Source organism: Mangrovactinospora gilvigrisea, assembly GCF_001879105.1.
In the GTDB taxonomy this organism is placed as follows: Bacteria; Actinomycetota; Actinomycetes; order Streptomycetales; family Streptomycetaceae; genus Mangrovactinospora; species Mangrovactinospora gilvigrisea.
In genome coordinates, this window is the sequence record NZ_MLCF01000043.1 from 47,511 (window position 1) to 64,393 (window position 16,883).

General features: G+C 72.3%; 14 protein-coding genes. 10 read left to right on the plus strand and 4 right to left on the minus strand.

What is annotated here, in order from left to right; all coding sequences use genetic code 11:
* Positions 1–168 precede the first annotated feature (168 nt).
* The gene (clpX, locus tag BIV57_RS09335; RefSeq protein WP_071656229.1) at positions 169–1,449 is read left to right on the plus strand and encodes an ATP-dependent Clp protease ATP-binding subunit ClpX; all 1,281 of its coding nucleotides are present in this window, start codon (positions 169–171) and stop codon (positions 1,447–1,449) included.
* Between the two features lie 58 nt (positions 1,450–1,507).
* Positions 1,508–4,150: a valine--tRNA ligase gene (locus tag BIV57_RS09340; RefSeq protein ID WP_071656230.1), complete on the plus strand. Its 2,643-nt coding sequence runs from the start codon at positions 1,508–1,510 to the stop codon at positions 4,148–4,150.
* A 75-nt stretch (positions 4,151–4,225) separates the two neighbouring features.
* Here the strand turns inward: BIV57_RS09340 and BIV57_RS25060 are convergent, their stop codons facing one another.
* From BIV57_RS25060 to BIV57_RS09355, 4 genes are all read right to left on the minus strand, one after another.
* Complete coding sequence (locus BIV57_RS25060; RefSeq protein WP_175548710.1) at positions 4,226–4,387, minus strand: hypothetical protein; 162 nt, start codon at positions 4,385–4,387, stop codon at positions 4,226–4,228.
* A 21-nt stretch (positions 4,388–4,408) separates the two neighbouring features.
* On the minus strand, positions 4,409–5,530 hold the full coding sequence (locus tag BIV57_RS09345) for a glycosyltransferase family 2 protein (protein WP_071656231.1): 1,122 nt from the start codon (positions 5,528–5,530) through the stop codon (positions 4,409–4,411).
* Positions 5,531–5,718: 188 nt separating this feature from the next.
* Positions 5,719–6,420: a response regulator transcription factor gene (locus tag BIV57_RS09350; protein ID WP_071656232.1), complete on the minus strand. Its 702-nt coding sequence runs from the start codon at positions 6,418–6,420 to the stop codon at positions 5,719–5,721.
* Positions 6,417–7,913 (minus strand): sensor histidine kinase, encoded by a 1,497-nt coding sequence (locus BIV57_RS09355; RefSeq protein ID WP_071656233.1) that lies wholly within the window; start codon positions 7,911–7,913, stop codon positions 6,417–6,419. Before BIV57_RS09355 ends, BIV57_RS09350 begins: the two co-directional genes overlap by 4 nt.
* Before the next feature lie 133 nt (positions 7,914–8,046).
* Between BIV57_RS09355 and folC the strand changes: the two genes are divergently transcribed.
* The 8 genes from folC (at position 8,047) to rodA (ending at position 16,835) form a co-directional block, all read left to right on the plus strand.
* Positions 8,047–9,411 (plus strand): bifunctional tetrahydrofolate synthase/dihydrofolate synthase, encoded by a 1,365-nt coding sequence (gene folC, locus BIV57_RS09360; RefSeq protein ID WP_245797498.1) that lies wholly within the window; start codon positions 8,047–8,049, stop codon positions 9,409–9,411.
* 5 nt (positions 9,412–9,416) lie between these two features.
* Entirely contained in the window at positions 9,417–9,749 is a 333-nt protein-coding gene (locus BIV57_RS09365; RefSeq protein WP_071656234.1) for a DUF4233 domain-containing protein, read from the plus strand.
* A gap of 18 nt (positions 9,750–9,767) precedes the next feature.
* Positions 9,768–10,178 carry a nucleoside-diphosphate kinase gene (gene ndk / locus BIV57_RS09370; RefSeq protein ID WP_071656235.1) on the plus strand — a complete coding sequence of 137 codons (411 nt, stop codon included), beginning with the start codon at positions 9,768–9,770 and terminating at the stop codon, positions 10,176–10,178.
* A 386-nt stretch (positions 10,179–10,564) separates the two neighbouring features.
* Positions 10,565–11,599 carry a rod shape-determining protein gene (locus BIV57_RS09375; RefSeq protein ID WP_071656321.1) on the plus strand — a complete coding sequence of 345 codons (1,035 nt, stop codon included), beginning with the start codon at positions 10,565–10,567 and terminating at the stop codon, positions 11,597–11,599.
* 62 nt (positions 11,600–11,661) lie between these two features.
* A complete protein-coding gene (gene mreC, locus BIV57_RS09380) occupies positions 11,662–12,630 on the plus strand; it encodes a rod shape-determining protein MreC (RefSeq protein ID WP_071656236.1) in 969 nt (322 codons plus the stop codon).
* 55 nt (positions 12,631–12,685) lie between these two features.
* Entirely contained in the window at positions 12,686–13,360 is a 675-nt protein-coding gene (gene mreD, locus BIV57_RS09385) for a rod shape-determining protein MreD (protein ID WP_071656237.1), read from the plus strand.
* On the plus strand, positions 13,357–15,627 hold the full coding sequence (gene mrdA, locus BIV57_RS09390; RefSeq protein ID WP_071656238.1) for a penicillin-binding protein 2: 2,271 nt from the start codon (positions 13,357–13,359) through the stop codon (positions 15,625–15,627). Before mreD ends, mrdA begins: the two co-directional genes overlap by 4 nt.
* A complete protein-coding gene (gene rodA / locus BIV57_RS09395; RefSeq protein WP_071656239.1) occupies positions 15,624–16,835 on the plus strand; it encodes a rod shape-determining protein RodA in 1,212 nt (403 codons plus the stop codon). The genes mrdA and rodA overlap by 4 nt, the downstream gene beginning before the upstream one ends.
* Positions 16,836–16,883: the final 48 nt, after the last annotated feature.

A 16,883-nucleotide genomic window follows, 5' to 3' on the forward strand; every position in this document is an offset into this window, starting at 1 on the left:
TTCGATCGTGGGACGTCGGTCCGCACGGTCGCGACGAGCCCGATCGAAGCAAGAAGCCTCGGCCGAAACGGGTGGATACCGCGCTCCGCGGGAGTACCGTCGGCTGTGAGAAGGTACAAGGCCCCGCCCGCCCCCTCCGGTGGGACCGACCCGAAGGAGACGCACCCCGTGGCACGCATCGGTGACGGCGGCGACCTGCTGAAGTGCTCGTTCTGCGGCAAGAGCCAGAAGCAGGTGAAGAAGCTCATCGCAGGTCCCGGCGTGTACATCTGCGACGAGTGCATCGATCTCTGCAACGAGATCATCGAGGAGGAGCTCTCGGAGACCTCCGAGGTGCGTTTCGAGGAGCTCCCCAAGCCGCGGGAGATCTTCGAGTTCCTGGAGAGCTACGTGGTGGGGCAGGAGCACGCCAAGAAGGCGCTCTCCGTGGCCGTCTACAACCACTACAAGCGGGTCCAGGCCGGCGAGAACGGCGTCGGCGGGGACGACGGCATCGAACTGGCCAAGTCCAACATCCTGCTGCTCGGCCCGACGGGCTCCGGCAAGACGCTGCTCGCCCAGACGCTCGCCCGGATGCTCAACGTCCCCTTCGCCATCGCGGACGCCACCGCGCTGACCGAGGCCGGCTATGTCGGCGAGGACGTCGAGAACATCCTGCTGAAGCTGATCCAGGCGGCCGACTACGACGTCAAGAAGGCCGAGACGGGGATCATCTACATCGACGAGATCGACAAGGTCGCCCGCAAGAGCGAGAACCCGTCGATCACCCGGGACGTCTCCGGCGAGGGCGTGCAGCAGGCCCTGCTGAAGATCCTGGAGGGCACCACCGCCTCGGTGCCGCCGCAGGGCGGGCGGAAGCACCCGCACCAGGAGTTCATCCAGATCGACACCACGAACGTGCTCTTCATCGTGGGCGGCGCGTTCGCCGGCCTGGAGAAGATCATCGAGTCGCGGTCCGGCGCCAAGGGCATGGGCTTCGGCTCCGCGATCCGCCCCAAGCGCCAGCTGGGCATGTCCGACCTGTTCCAGGACGTCATGCCGGAGGACCTGGTGAAGTTCGGGATGATCCCCGAGTTCATCGGCCGCCTCCCCGTCATCACCACCGTCCACAACCTCGACCGCGAGGCGCTGCTGCAGATCCTCACCGAGCCGCGCAACGCGCTGGTGAAGCAGTACCAGCGGCTTTTCGAGCTGGACGGCGTCGAGCTGGTCTTCGAGACCGAGGCCCTGCACGCCATCGCCGACCAGGCGATCCTGCGCGGCACCGGCGCCCGCGGGCTGCGCGCCATCCTGGAGGAGGTCCTCCAGTCGGTGATGTACGAGGTGCCGTCCCGCAAGGACGTCGCGCGCGTGGTCATCACCGAGGACGTGGTGGGCGAGAACGTCAACCCGACGCTGGTCCCGCGGGACATCGCCTCCGCGCGGCAGCGCCGCGAGAAGTCGGCGTAGTCGGCCCCGCGGCCGACCGGGGGCGGAGCCGGGTGTTCCGCCCCCTAGACTTGTCGGCGTGACCGAGACGAACCAGCGCACCGCGGTCGGCGCCCCCGCCGACGAGAAGACCCTGCCCCCTCAGTACACGCCGGCCGAGGTAGAGGCCCCGCTGTACGAGCGCTGGGTATCCGCTGGTTACTTCGAGGCCGACGAGAGCAGCGACAAGCCCCCGTACGCCATCGTCATCCCGCCCCCGAACGTCACCGGCAGCCTGCACCTGGGCCACGCCTTCGAGCACACCCTCATCGACTCCCTCACCCGCCGCAAGCGGATGCAGGGCTACGAGGCGCTGTGGCAGCCGGGCATGGACCACGCCGGCATCGCCACCCAGAACGTGGTGGAGCGGGAGCTCGCCAAGGAGGGCAAGTCCCGCCACGACCTGGGCCGCGAGGCCTTCGTCGAGCGGGTCTGGAAGTGGAAGGCCGAGTCCGGCGGCCAGATTTCCGGGCAGATGCGCCGCCTCGGCGACGGCGTCGCCTGGTCCCGCGAGCGCTTCACCATGGACGAGGGCCTCTCCCAGGCCGTCCAGACCATCTTCAAGCGGCTCTACGACGACGAGCTGATCTACCGCGCCGAGCGCATCATCAACTGGTGCCCGCGCTGCCTCACCGCGATCTCCGACATCGAGGTGGAGTACCAGGACGACGAGGGCGAGCTGGTCTCCATCCGCTACGGCGAGGGCGAGACCGCCATCGTGGTGGCCACCACCCGCGCCGAGACGATGCTCGGCGACACCGCGGTGGCCGTCCACCCCGACGACGAGCGGTACCGGCACCTGGTCGGCACCGAGATCGAGCTGCCGCTGACGGGCCGTCGGATCCCGGTCGTCGCCGACGCGCACGTCGACCCCGAGTTCGGCACCGGCGCCGTCAAGGTGACGCCCGCGCACGACCCCAACGACTTCGAGATCGGCCGTCGGCACGACCTGCCGAGCCTCGCCGTCCTCGACGAGCACGGCGTCATCACCGCGCACGGCCCGTTCCTGGGCCTGGACCGCTTCGAGGCGCGCAGCGCCATCGTCGCGGCGCTGCGCGTGGACGGCCGGATCGTCGCCGAGAAGCGCCCCTATGTGCACTCCGTGGGGCACTGCTCGCGCTGCAAGACCACCATCGAGCCGCGGCTGTCCATGCAGTGGTGGGTGCGGACGGGCCCGCTCGCCGAGGCCGCCTCCAAGGCGGTGCGGGACGGCGAGGTCGCCATCCACCCCAAGGAGATGGAGTCCCGCTACTTCGCGTGGGTCGACAACCTGCACGACTGGTGCATCTCCCGGCAGCTGTGGTGGGGCCACCGCATCCCGGTCTGGTACGGGCCGGACGGCGAGATGGTGTGCGTCGGCCCGGGCGAGGAGCCGCCGTCCGGCGAGGGCTGGCACCAGGAGACGGACGTCCTCGACACCTGGTTCTCCTCCGGCCTGTGGCCCTTCTCCACGATGGGCTGGCCAAAGGAGACGCCGTCGCTGGAGAAGTTCTATCCGAACGCGGTGCTGGTCACCGGCTACGACATCCTCTTCTTCTGGGTCGTCCGGATGATGATGTTCGGGCTCTACGCGATGGACGGCACCCCGCCGTTCCGCACCGTCGCCCTGCACGGCATGGTCCGCGACCAGTTCGGCAAGAAGATGTCGAAGTCCTTCGGCAACGCGGTCAACCCGCTGGACTGGATGGACGCCTACGGCTCCGACGCGGTGCGCTTCACCCTGGCGCGCGGCGCCAACCCGGGCGTGGACGTGCCGATCGGCGAGGACTGGGTGCAGGGCTCCCGGAACTTCTGCAACAAGATCTGGAACGCCACCCGGTTCGCGCTGATGAACGGCGCCACCGTGGAGGGCCCGCTGCCCGAGGCCGCCGAGCTGTCGCCGACGGACCGCTGGATCCTCTCCCGGCTGCAGGCCACCGTCGCCGAGGTGGACGCGCTCTACGAGGACTACCAGTTCGCCAAGCTCTCGGACGCGCTCTTCCACTTCGCCTGGGACGAGGTCTTCGACTGGTACGTCGAGCTCTCCAAGACCACCCTCAACGAGGGCGGCGCGGCGGCCGACGCCACCCGCCGGGTGCTGGGCGAGGTCCTCGACGTCACGCTGCGGCTGCTGCACCCCGTCGTCCCCTTCGTCACCGAGGCGCTGTGGACGCACCTGACGGGCCGTGAGTCGATCGTGATCGCCGAGTGGCCCACCGACAGCGGCTTCCGCGACGCCGCCGCCGAGCAGGAGATCGCGGTGCTCCAGCAGGTGGTCACCGAGGTCCGCCGGTTCCGCTCCGACCAGGGCCTGAAGCCGGGTCAGAAGGTGCCGGCCCGGCTGGCGCTGGAGGGCACCCCGCTGGCCGCCCACGAGCCGGCGCTGCGCTCCCTCACCCGCCTGCAGCCGGAAGGTCACCATGGCACAGCCTTCGCGGCCACCGCGTCCCTGCCGGTGGCCGGCGCCGTGGTGGAGCTGGACCTCTCCGGCGCCATCGACGTCGCCGCCGAGCGCAAGCGCCTGCAGAAGGACCTCGACGCGGCCGAGAAGGAGCTGAAGCAGACCACCGCCAAGCTCGGCAACGAGGGCTTCCTCGCCAAGGCCCCGGAGCCGGTGGTGGAGAAGATCCGGGCCCGCCGCGCCGCGGCCGAGTCCGACATCGCGCGCATCACGGCGCAGCTGGCGGGCCTCCCCCAGGCCTGACGCGCGGCCCCGTCGCACAGGCGGGCGGGCCCCCACTCCTTCGAGTGGGGGCCCGCCCGCTGTGCCGAGGGGACGTCAGCCGCGGCGGCGCGGCACGATCCGCGCGATGGCGGTGCCCACCGCGACCAGCGCGAACGCGGCCAGGATCCACCAGAACACCGAGGCTCCGGTGGCGGCCAGCGCGCCGCCCGAGGCGGCGGCTCCGGCCCCGGCTCCCGAGGTGATGTTGTTGTACATGCGGTCCCTCCTCTCCGGGGTTCACCAGTTCTTCTTGCGGCGCAGCAGGGCGTCCGCATAGGCCTTGCCGTGGCACGCCTGGAGGAAGAAGTCCAGGACGAGTTCGTACATCGAGGCGGCGAGGAGCATCTGGCGCCAGCCGCGCAGCCGCACGGTCACCACCCGCTCCACCACGAACACCCCCGTGACGCCGAGCCAGAACGGGGCGATGACCAGCCCGCCGGCGACCGCCACGGCCCAGACGATGCTGCCCAGGTACATCACGGTCACCACCACGCCGGCCAGGGTGAGCAGCTGCCGGCCCCAGTAGCGCCAGGTCACCCGGGTCAGCCCGTACTGGAAGCAGTTCTCCACCGCGCCGCGCTTCCAGCGCAGCCGCTGCCGCCACAGCGAACGCCAGTCGGGCATCACCTCGGTGGCGAGGGTGCAGTCGGCGGGCGAGATCACCTCGTGGCCGCGGTGCTTGAGCGCGAAGGTCAGCTCGTTGTCCTCGGTGAGGACGGTGGTGTCGTAGACGCCGCCGCGGCCGTCGCCGGCCGGCAGCTCGCCGGCCAGCCGGGCCGCGGAGACCTCCCGCAGCACCCGCACCGGGAACATCGCCGCGGTGCCGGTGATCACCAGGCACTTGCCGCGCAGCCGGGAGACGTCCCGGGCGTAGCGGGCGTACTCGTTGCGCTGCAGATGGCCGACGAAGCCGCCGCCGGGGTCGCCGCGGAAGACGCCGCCGACGCCGCCGTAGCCCTCGTCGACGCGGGTCAGCGCGTTGCGGACGAAGTCCGGGTCGAGGGCGCAGTCGGCGTCGGTGACCAGCACGGCGTCGTCGTCGCCGAGTTCGGGCAGCAGCGCGGCGAGCGCCTGGTTGAGGCCGCCGGCCTTCTTGTGCCGGTTGCCGATGGTCTCGAAGACGCGGGCGCCGTGCGCGCGGGCGAGCTCGGGGGTGGCGTCGGTGCAGTTGTCGGCGACGACGGTGAGGCGCAGCGCGGTCGACGGGTCGTCCCGGGCGGTCTGGGCGCGGAGCGCGTCGAGGCAGCGGCCGATGACGTCCTGCTCGTTGTGCGCGGGCACCAGGACGAGGACGGTCCGCGGCCGCTCGGGCGCGGGGGCCGGGGCGGGGGCGGGGAGTGTCGTCGTCGCGGTGGGCATGACCCCACGGTCGGGCGGCCGTGGTGCGCGTCCGGTTCGGCTCGGTTGCGCGACGGTTGCGCACCGCCCGCCCGCGCCGGTCGAGGGCGTTGGTCCCGGGCCCTGCGACCCGCCCGGCGCGGCCCGGTTGACGCGGCGTCAGGGGCGCCAGCGACGTCGGCGGCGTCGGGAGCGGCGCCCGGAGGGGCTCAGGGCCCGTCGGGGCGGTAGCGGTAGCCGATGCCGCGCACCGCGGCGAGGACGTCCTCCGGCAGCGGCCCGTCGGCCGCCTCCTGGAGGGCGCGCCGCAACCGGCCGACCGCGAACCGCACCTTGTGCGGGTCGCCGCGGCCGGCCGGCTCCCCCCACACCTCCTCCAGCAGCCGCGCGGTCGGCACCACCTGCCCCCGGTTGCGGGCCAGCACCTGCAGCAGCCGGAACTGCAGGGCGCTGAGCCGGACGGGGCGGCCGGTCCAGGTGGCGGCGCGGGTGCCGGGGTCGAGGTGGAGCCGGCCGTCGTCGTAGCCGTCGCCGGTCCACGAGGCGCGGGCCGGGGCGCGCCGCAGCAGCGCCTCGATGCGGGCCACCAGCTCGGCGTTGGAGAACGGTTTGGTGAGGTAGTCGTCGGCGCCGCCGCGCAGCCCGCGGACCCGCTCGGCCTCGGTGCCGTGCGCGGTGAGCACCAGCACGGGCACGTCGGTCAGGTCGCGGGTGCGCTCCAGCACCTGCCAGCCGTCGAGGCCGGGCAGCCCGATGTCGAGGAGCATCAGATCGGGCCGGTGGCGGTGCAGCAGCCGGAGCGCGGTGCGGCCGTCGCCGGCCTCCAGCAGCTCCCAGCCGCGGCCGCGGAGCAGGATGCCCAGGGCGAGGCGGATGTCGGCGTCGTCCTCGGCGAGCAGCAGGGTGGTCACGGGGCCTCGTTGCGGGGGGAGTCGGGGCCGGCCAGCGGCAGGGCGACGGTGACGGTGGTGCCGGCGCCCTCGGTGCTGTCCACGGCGAGGATGCCGCCGTGCGCCTCGGTGATGCGCCGGGCGATGGCGAGCCCGAGGCCGGTGCCGAGGATGCCGCGGGTGTTTCCGGCGCGCTGGAAGCCGTCGAGGACGCGGTCCAGGTCCTCGGCGGGGATGCCGATGCCGTGGTCGGCGACGGTGAGCACGGCGAAGTCCTCGCGGGTCTCCAGGGCGACGCGGACGATGCTCTCGGCGGGCGCGTACTTGAAGGCGTTGTCGAGCAGGTTGTCGAGCACCTGGTGGACGCGGAGCGGGTCGGCGCGGGCGGCGAGCCCCGGGGGGATGTCGACGACGAGGAAGGGGGCGGGCCCGCTGCCCATCCCGATCAGGTCCAGCGCGGTGCCGGCGACGGTCGCGGCGAGGTCGAGGGGGATGGGGCTGGTCGGCACCGGCCGCTCCGCGCGGGCGACCAGGATCAGGTCGGTGAGCAGCGAGTCGAGCCGCACCGCGGTGCGCGCGACGGCCTCGGCGAGCTGCCGCTGCGGCCCGTTGAGCGGCCCGGTGGCCGGGTCCTCCAGCAGTTCGGCGGCGCTGATCAGCCCCGTGAGCGGGGTGCGCAGGTCGTGGGAGACGGCGGCGAGGAACTCGGTGTGCTCGCGGATCCGGCTGGCGTCGGCGGCATGCTGCTCGGCGAGCGCCCGCTGCCGGGCGCGCTGCTCGGTGATGTCCTGGACGACCCAGACGGAGGCGGCCTCGCCGGTGGTGAGCCGGTAGGGGTAGCGCAGCAGCCGATGGTCCCGTCCGTCCGCGGTGCGCGACTCCAGGACGGCCCGGCGGTGCACCGCGGCCATCGTGACGATGCGCTCCCGGTAGTCGGGCGGCTCGACGGTGACGGCGGCGAGGGCGTCGAGCACCGGGACGGCGTCGCTGCCGGGCAGCAGCGGGGCGAGCGCGCGGATCGGGGGCAGTTCGCGGAAGGCCGGGTTGCTGCCCTCGACGGTCCAGGTGCTGCGGGTGAGCAGGACGGGGAGGGGCAGCGCGTCGAGGAGTTGGAGGAGGTTGCGGCGGGAGGCGGCCATCCGGTCGTAGGCGGCGGTGAGGTCGAGGGTGGCGGCGTACCCGGGGGAGTCGGGGAGATCGCCGTGCGGGCGCACCAGGGCGAGGTGCAGCCGCAGCACCTTGCCGCTGGGCATCCGGGGGTGCAGGGCGAGCCGGTAGGTTCCGGCGCCGCCCTCGCGACGGAACCGCTCCTGGAGGCGGACGGCGGCCCGGCGCTCCTCCGCGGGCAGCCGCACCGGCCGGGAGGCGGGCAGTCCGGCGGCCGTGAGCAGCTCGGCGACCAGGTCGGCGGCGGGCCTCGGCGGGGCCGGGGGAGCGGGCAGCCGGACGAGCGCGACGCTTCCCGAGGCGTCCTCGGTCGCCGCCGGCTCGGGCGTCTCGGAGCCGTCGGTCATGGGCGCTCCTCGCTGGATCGGCAACAGACTGAGTGCACCATATGCCGGAAATGCGCCCTCGGTTGGGCGGCGCGGGACGTTCGCGGCGCGGCCGGTCGCGGTCGCCGCACCCGGGCTCCGTAGACTTGCCCCCGTGAACGAGGAGCTGCAGGCGGTCGAGGCGGAGCTGCTGGCCCGCCTGCCGGAGACGAAGATCGACCCGACGCTGGAGCGCGAGCAGGCGCTGATGGACCTGCTGGGCGAGCCGCAGCGGTCGTACCAGTCCGTCCACATCACCGGCACCAACGGCAAGACCAGCACCGCACGCATGATCGACCAGCTGCTGGGCGCCTTCGAGCTGCGCACCGGCCGGCTGACCAGCCCGCACCTCGCCTCGGTCACCGAGCGGATCACCCTCGACGGGGAGCCGATCTCCGCCGAGCGGTTCGTGGAGGTCTACCGCGATATCAAGCCCTACATGGAGATGGTCGACTCCGGGGTGGGCGTGCCGGAGCGCGAGGGCGGCCCGCTGCCGCTCTCCTTCTTCGAGGCCGTCACCGGCCTCGGCTACGCCGCCTTCGCCGACGCCCCGGTGGACGTCGCCGTCGTCGAGGTCGGCATGGGCGGCACCTGGGACTCCACCAACGTCATCGACGCGGCCGTCTCGGTGGTCACCCCCATCGACCTGGACCACACCGACAAGCTGGGCGGCACCCCCGGCGAGATCGCCGTGGAGAAGTCCGGGATCATCAAGCCCGGCGGCATCGCCGTCCTCGCCCAGCAGCCGGTGGACGCCGCCCAGGTGCTGCTGAAGCACGCCGTCGAGGTGGACGCCACGGTCGCCCGGGAGGGCATGGAGTTCGGCGTCCTCTCCCGCCAGGTCGCCGTCGGCGGCCAGCTGCTGACGCTGCGCGGGCTGGGCGGCGAGTACCCCGACGTCTTCCTGCCGCTGCACGGCGAGCACCAGGCGCACAACGCGGCCGTGGCGCTCGCCGCCGCCGAGGCGTTCTTCGGGGTCGGCGCGGCCCAGAACGAGCCGCTCAACATCGAGAAGGTGCGGGCCGCCTTCGCCTCGGTGCGCTCCCCGGGGCGCATGGAGGTGGTGCGGCGCTCGCCGACGGTGCTGCTGGACGCGGCGCACAACCCCGCCGGCGCGCGGGCGACGGCCGCCGCCGTCCAGGAGGCGTTCGGCTTCACCCGGCTCGTCGGGGTGCTCGCCGTCGCCAAGGACAAGGACGTGCGCGGTGTGCTGGAGGCGTTCGAGCCGGTGCTGGCGGAGGTCGTGGTGACCCGCAACAGCCTGCCGCGCAGCATGCCGCCGGACGAGCTGGCGGCGCTCGCCGTCGAGGTCTTCGGCCCGGACCGGGTGCAGGTGGAGACCCGGCTGGACGACGCCATCGACGCGGCCGTGGCGCTCGCCGAGGAGGAGGGCGACCTGGGCGGCGCGGGTGTCCTGGTCACCGGATCCGTGATCACCGCGGGCGAGGCCCGGGTGCTGCTCGGGACCCTGGAGGGTTAGCGACGATGCGTCAACTGTGCTCCTTCACGCTTCTGATGGAGGCCTTCGTCATCTGCTTCGCGGCGCTGGTCGCGATGCGGCTCGGCCATGTGCCGTCCGGGCAGCTGTGGGCGGTGGCCGGCAGCGGGGCGGTGCTGTGCGTGCTGCTCTGCGGGATGCTGGGGGAGCGGCGCCGCAGGACGGGCGTTGCCGTCGGCTGGGCGCTGCAGGCCGCACTGATCGTCAGCGGGCTGGTGGTGCCGGTGATGTACGGGCTGGGGGCGGCGTTCGCGCTGATCTGGTTCGCGTCGCTGCGGGTGGGCCGCAAGGTCGACGCGGCCAAGGCTGCCAGGGCTTGACAGGTTAGGGTTCGCCTCATGACTGAGCGCACCCTCGTCCTCGCCAAGCCCGACGCAGTCCGCCGGGGCCTGCTCGGGGAGATCCTGACCCGGATCACCCGCAAGGGCTGGACCCTTGCCGCACTCGAGCTCCGCACCCTCGACCGGGCCACCCTCGCCGAGCACTACGCCGAGCACCAGGGCAAGCCGTTCTACGAGTCGCTGGTGGAGTTCATGGCCGCCGGCCCGACCGCCGCGATGGTGGTGGAAGGCGAACGCGTGATCGAGGGCTTCCGGGCGCTGGCCGGCACGACCGACCCGATCGCGGCCGCCCCCGGCACCATCCGGGGCGACTTCGGCACGGTCACGCGCGAGAACCTCGTGCACGGTTCCGATTCCCCGGAGTCGGCCGCGCGGGAGATCAAAATCTTCTTCCCCGGGCTGATCTGACACTCCGTCGGCCCCTTGACGAACTCCTGTCACCGATTCGGAAGAACTTTGCCCACTTCTGGCGCACACGGGCTTGGCGACCTCCGCCGCCTCCGCGTTAGGGTCGTTGCAAGAGGTTCGCGGACCACTTCGTTCCGCCGGTCGGTCAACCTTCGTGGGCGACACAGCGTCACTTGACGGCGGGTGATGCCCGATCGGCGGAGAATGGTCATGGATTGCCCGGCTCTCCGGAAGGCGAGCCGCGGCTACCATGGATCCTCTCCCCGTCCGAGTAATTCCCATAACGAACCGTCAGTTCCCGGACAAAGCCGGACCAAACTCACGGAGCCATCCGTCCCGGATCGTCCACGTCAACGGAAGGCCGCATTCCACCCATGGCGAACAACATGTCGTTCATCGGCCGTGACATGGCTGTCGACCTCGGCACCGCCAACACGCTGGTGTACGTCAGAGGTCGCGGCATCGTCCTCAATGAGCCGTCGGTGGTCGCGATCAACACCAACACCGGCGGCATCCTGGCGGTCGGCGCCGAGGCCAAGAAGATGATCGGACGGACGCCCGGCAACATCGTGGCGATCCGCCCGCTGAAGGACGGCGTCATCGCCGACTTCGAGATCACCGAGCGGATGCTCCGCTACTTCATCCTCAAGATCCACCGCCGCCGCTACCTGGCCCGCCCCCGTGTCGTGGTCTGCGTCCCCTCCGGCATCACCGGGGTGGAGCGGCGCGCCGTCGTCGAGGCCTCCAGCCAGGCCGGCGCCCGCGCGGTGCACATCATCGAGGAGCCGATGGCCGCGGCGATCGGCGCGGGCCTGCCCGTCCACGAGGCCACCGGGAACATGGTCGTCGACATCGGCGGCGGCACCACCGAGGTCGCGGTGATCTCCCTCGGCGGCATCGTCACCGCGCAGTCCATCCGGGTGGCCGGCGACGAGCTCGACAACGCGATCATCCAGCACATCAAGAAGGAGTACTCCCTCCTGCTGGGCGAGCGCAGCGCCGAGTGGATCAAGATGACGGTGGGCTCCGCGCACGCCCCGGCGGGCGACGGCGAGGCCGACGACGAGCACACTGAGATCCGCGGCCGCGACCTGGTCAGCGGCCTGCCCAAGACGGTCGTCATCTCCGCCAGCGAGGTGCGGCACGCCATCGAGGAGCCGGTCAACGCCATCGTCGACGCGGTGAAGACCACCCTCGACAAGTGCCCGCCCGAGCTCTCCGGCGACATCATGGACCGCGGCATCGTGCTCACCGGCGGCGGCGCCATGCTCCGCGGCCTCGACGAGCGGCTGCGCCGCGAGACGGGCATGCCGATCCACATCGCCGACAACCCGCTCGACTCGGTCGCGCTCGGCTCCGGCAAGTGCGTCGAGGAATTCGAGGCCCTCCAGCAGGTACTCGACGCCCAGCCCCGTCGTTGATCCCTGCGGACCCGTAAATCCGGAAGGCTTCACGCCGAACTAGAAGGGCGCTGCCGAGCACCGTGAGGGACACGCGCGAGAGCCGGCTGCTGCTGGTCCTCCTCATCGTCATCGCGTTCGCGTTGATCACCGTCGACATCCGGACCGGCCAGAGTTCGCCGCTCGCCGGGGCCCGCAGCGCCGTGGCCGCCGTGTTCGGCCCCGCCGAGCGCGCGGTGTCCGCGGCGGTCGACCCGGTCGGAGGGGCCGTCAACTCGGTCCGCACCGCGGGGAGCAGCCAGGACACCATCAAACGGCTGCAGCGCGAGAACGCGGCGCTGCGCACCAAGATCGCGGCGGGCCCGCTCGCCGCGAGCCGCGAGAAGCAGCTCGACAACCTGCTGAAGACCGCCGGCGCCGGCCAGTACCGCATCAAGGCCGCGCAGGTCATCGCGATCGGGGCGGCCCAGGGCTTCTCCTGGACGGTCACCCTCGACGCGGGCAGCGCGGACGGCATCACCCGCGACATGACCGTCGTCAACGGCGACGGCCTGGTCGGCCGCGTCACCACCGTCGCCTCCAGCACCTGCACCGTGCTGCTCGCCAACGACCCCTCCTTCACCGTCGGCACCCGCCTGGCCGGCAGCAACGAGCTGGGCTTCGCCTCCGGCGAGGGCGAGTCGCCGCTGAAGATGCAGCTGCTCAACGGGCACGCGAAGGTCGGCAAGGGCGACAAGCTGGTGACCTTCGGCTCCGAGCACGGCCGGCCGTTCGTGCCGGGGGTGCCGATCGGCTCCGTGCAGAAGGTGGACGCCACCCCGGGCGAGCTCACCCGCACCGTCGAGGTGAAGCCGTTCGTCCACTTCACCGCGCTCGACCTGGTGGGCATCGTCGTCGCCCCGCCCACCCGCGACCCGCGCGACGCCGTGCTGCCCGCGGCCCCCAAGCCGAAGCCCACCCCCACGGTCACCGTCACCGCGACCCCGGGGGCGAGCGCCTCGGGCTCCCCGAACGCCTCGGGCTCCCCGAACCCCTCGAAGACGGGCGGGTGACGGGCGCCGTGAGACTCCGAATCCGCCGGCACCCCAACCAGGAGGGCAGCTCGCTGTGCTGATGAAGCAGATCCCGCTCTGCGCGGCAGCGCTGATCGCCGCGCTCCTCGTCGAGGTGACGATCCTCGCCCGGCTCCACCTGCCCGGCGCGGTGCCCGACCTGGTGCTGGTGGTCGTGGTCGGCCTCGCCCTGGTCTACGGCCCGCGGGCCGGCTGCCTGCTGGGGTTCTGCGGCGGCCTCCTCGTCGACCTCGCCCCGCCCTCCGACCACGCCGCCGGCCGCTACGCCCTCGTCCTCACCGTCGTCGGCTACGCCGTCGGCCTGATCCGCCGCGAGGCCGGCCAGCTGCGGTCCGCGCTCGGCGGGTTGCTCGCGGTCGCCGCCGCCACCGTCTGCGGCACCCTGCTCTTCGCCGTCGTCGGCCAGATCACCGGCGACAACGGCACCGGCCACCTGCCGCTCTCCGAGCTCACCATCACCGCGCTCATCTACAACGTGCTGATGGCCCCGTTCGTGGTGCCCGCCGTCATGGCGCTGGCCCGACGCACCGTCAGCGACCCGGTGGCCCGCACCCTCGGCGGCTCCGCCGAGAGCGCCGGCGCCGGCGGCGGGGGCGGCCCGGCCGCCGCGTCCGGCTTCGCCATGCCCCGGATCCGCGCCCCGCGCTCCGGCGCCCGCCTCGGCCGCCGCGGCGGCAGCGTCAAGCTGAAGGGGGGCTACCGGCGGTGAGCAACATCCCGGAGACCGGCCGCACGCCGCGCGTCACCCTCCGCCTGATCGTCGTTCAGATCGTCGCCCTCTCCCTGCTCGTCACCCTCGGCGGCCGCCTGTGGTACCTGCAGATCCGCGAGGGCGACCACTACACCGAGGCCGCCTCCTCCAACCACATCCGGCAGATCGTCACCCCCGCGGTGCGCGGCTCCATCCTCGACACCAACGGCGTCGCGATGGCCGACAACAACACCGCGCTGGTGGTCTCCGTCTCCCGCACCGACCTGCTGCGCGAGAAGGACGGCGGCAAGGCCGTCCTCACCCGCCTCGCCGGCGTCCTCGGCACCAGCTACAAGGACGTCGCCGACAAGGTCCGGCTCTGCGACGCCAAGACCCCGCAGCCGTGCTGGAAGGGTTCGCCGTACCAGCCGATCCCGGTCACCGACAAGGCGACCACCCGGCAGGCCCTGCAGATCGCCGAGCGCCGCGAGGACTTCCCCGGCGTCACCGCCGAACCCACCGCGGTGCGCACCTACGAGAGCCCGGACGGCGTCCAGCCCGCCCAGTTCCTCGGCTACACCGGCCCCGTCACCGACAACGAGCTGCAGCAGTCCAAGAACAGCAAGCACCCCTTCCAGCCGTCCGACTCCGTCGGCCGCAGCGGCCTGGAGGCCCAGTACGACTCGGCGCTGCGCGGCGGCACCGGCGTCGACAAGCTGGAGGTCGACAACCTCGGACGGGTCGTCGGCAGCGCCGGCAAGACCCCCGCCGCCCCCGGCGACTCGGTGGTCACCTCGATAGACGCCCGCGTGCAGGCCGTCCTCCAGAAGCAGTTGGAGGACGCCCTCAAGCGCGCCCGCACCCAGGTCGACCCCACCACCCACACCCGCTACAAGGGCGACTCCGGTGCCGCCGTCGTGCTGGACGCGCACACCGGCCGGGTCATCGCCATGGCGAGCGCCCCCACCTACGACCCCAACGTCTGGGTCGGCGGCATCTCCCAGGCCGAGTACGCCAAGCTCACCGGCAAGGACTCCGACTACCCGCTGCTCAACCGGGTCATCCAGGGCACCAGCGCGCCCGGCTCCACCTTCAAAGTGATCTCCACCTCCGCCGCGCTGGCCGCCGGCTTCAACAAGAACAGCACCTACCCCTGCCCGTCCGGGATCTCCATCGGCGGGCAGACCCTCCACAACGACGACAGCGAGTCCTACGGCGACATCACGCTGCCGCGCGCCCTGGAGGTCTCCTGCAACACCTTCTTCGCCGGGCTCTCCTACGCGCAGTGGCAGAAGGACGGCGGCATCAAGCCGCACAAGCACCCCAACGACTGGTTCATGAAGCGCGCCGCCGCGTACGGGCTCGGCAAGAAGACCGGCATCGACCTGCCCTCCGAGACCGGCGGCACGATCGCCGGCCGGCAGTGGAAGCAGCAGACCTACGACCGGATGAAGTCCTACTGGTGCAAGCAGGCCAAGACCGGCAACCCGAGCGACTACGTCACCCGGATCGCCAAGGAGGACTGCGTCGACGGCTACCAGTGGCGCCCCGGCGACGCGATGAACTTCGCCATCGGCCAGGGCGACACCGCCGTCACCCCGCTGCAGATGGCCCGCATCTACGCGGCCGTCTTCAACGGCGGCACGCTGTGGGAGCCGCAGCTCGGCAAGGCGATCGTCAGCGCCGACGGGAAGACCGTGGAGAAGCTGGCGCCCAAGGTCGCCTCGCACCTGCCGGACAGTCAGTCGACGCTGTCGTTCATGCAGCAGGCGCTGGTCGGCGTCTCCCGCGAGGGCACCGCGGCGCCCGTCTACGCCGGCTTCCCGCTGAACAAGATCCCGATCGGCTCCAAGACCGGTACCGCCCAGGTGTACGGCAAGCAGGCCACCTCCTGGTTCGCCAGCGCCTCCAAGGACTTCGCGGTCGTCATGACCGTCTCGCAGGGCGGCTACGGCTTCGCCACCTCCGGGTTCAGCGTCCGCAAGGTCTACGACGCGCTCTACGGCGTCCAGAAGGACGGCTCCGTCGACGACAAGAAGGCCCTGATGCCGCACGGCGAGCCCAGCACCCTGCCGGACGTCAAGCACGACGGCACGGTCGACCCGCCCACCGACCGCAGCGGCCCGACCACCGTCTCCGTCGCCTGGCACCAGCCCTGGCTGACGCCGGCCACCCGCGGCGGCGGCGCCCCCGCCACCCCGGCCACCGCGCCCGTCCGCTCCGCCGTCGCCGCCGCCCGGCGACGCCGCCGCGGCGGCCCCGGCCGCCCGGAGGACGGCCGATGACCGCCGGGCTCTCCGCCGGAAAGCTCCGCGTCACCGGCCGGTTCGGCCCGCAGCAGAGCGGGCTGCGCCGGCTCGTCGCGCGCGACTCCCCGTTCCGCCGCACCGACTGGCCGCTGCTGCTCGCCGCCACCGGGCTCTCCCTGATCGGCGCGCTGCTGGTCTACTCGGCCACCCGCGGCCGCACCGCCCTCACCCACGGCGATCCGCAGTACTTCCTCCAGCGCCACCTCGTCAACCTGGTCGTCGGCATGGTGCTCGGCGCCGGAACGGTGCTGCTGGGCGGCCGGCGGCTGCGCGGCGTCGCGCCGTTCGTCTACATCGGCAGCGTGCTGCTGCTGCTCGCGGTGCTCAGCCCGCTCGGCTCCACCGTCAACGGCGCGCACTCCTGGATCGTGCTGGGCGGCGGATTCTCCATCCAGCCCGCCGAGTTCGGCAAGATCGGCATGATCCTGGCGATGGCGATGGTGCTCGCCGCCCGGGTGGACGCGGGCGAGCGCGAGCACCCCGACCACCGCTCGGTGGGGCAGGCGCTGCTGGTCGCGCTCGTCCCCATGGTGGTCGTGCTGGCGCAGCCGGACCTCGGCTCCATCATGGTCATGGTGGTGATCGTGATGGGCTGCCTGCTCGCCTCCGGCGCCTCGCACCGCTGGATCGCCGGCCTGGTCGGCGCGGGCCTGCTGGGCTGCGTGGTGATCTGGCAGGCCGGGGTGCTGAGCCAGTATCAGATCAACCGCTTCGCGGCGTTCGCCAACCCCGCGCTCGACCCGGCCGGCACCGGCTACAACACCAGCCAGGCGCGGATCGCCATCGGCTCGGGCGGGCTGCTCGGCAAGGGCCTCTTCCACGGCACGCAGACCGGCGGGCAGTTCGTGCCCGAGCAGCAGACCGACTTCGTCTTCACGGTCGCCGGCGAGGAACTGGGCTTCGTGGGCTGCCTGGTCATCCTGGGGCTGCTCGGCGTGGTGCTGTGGCGGGCCTGCCGGATCGCCCGGCTCGCCACCGACCTCTACGGGACGATCGTGGCCGGCGGCATCATCGCCTGGATCGCCTTCCAGGCGTTCGAGAACATCGGGATGACGCTCGGGATCATGCCGGTCACCGGCCTGCCGCTGCCCTTCGTCTCCTACGGCGGATCCTCGATGTTCGCGGTGTGGATCGCCGTCGGGCTGCTGCAGTCGATCAGGATCCAGCGGCCGCTGTCGGCATGACGGACCGGCGGCCGTGACCAGTGCGGCCGCCCCGCAACCCTGATCCGT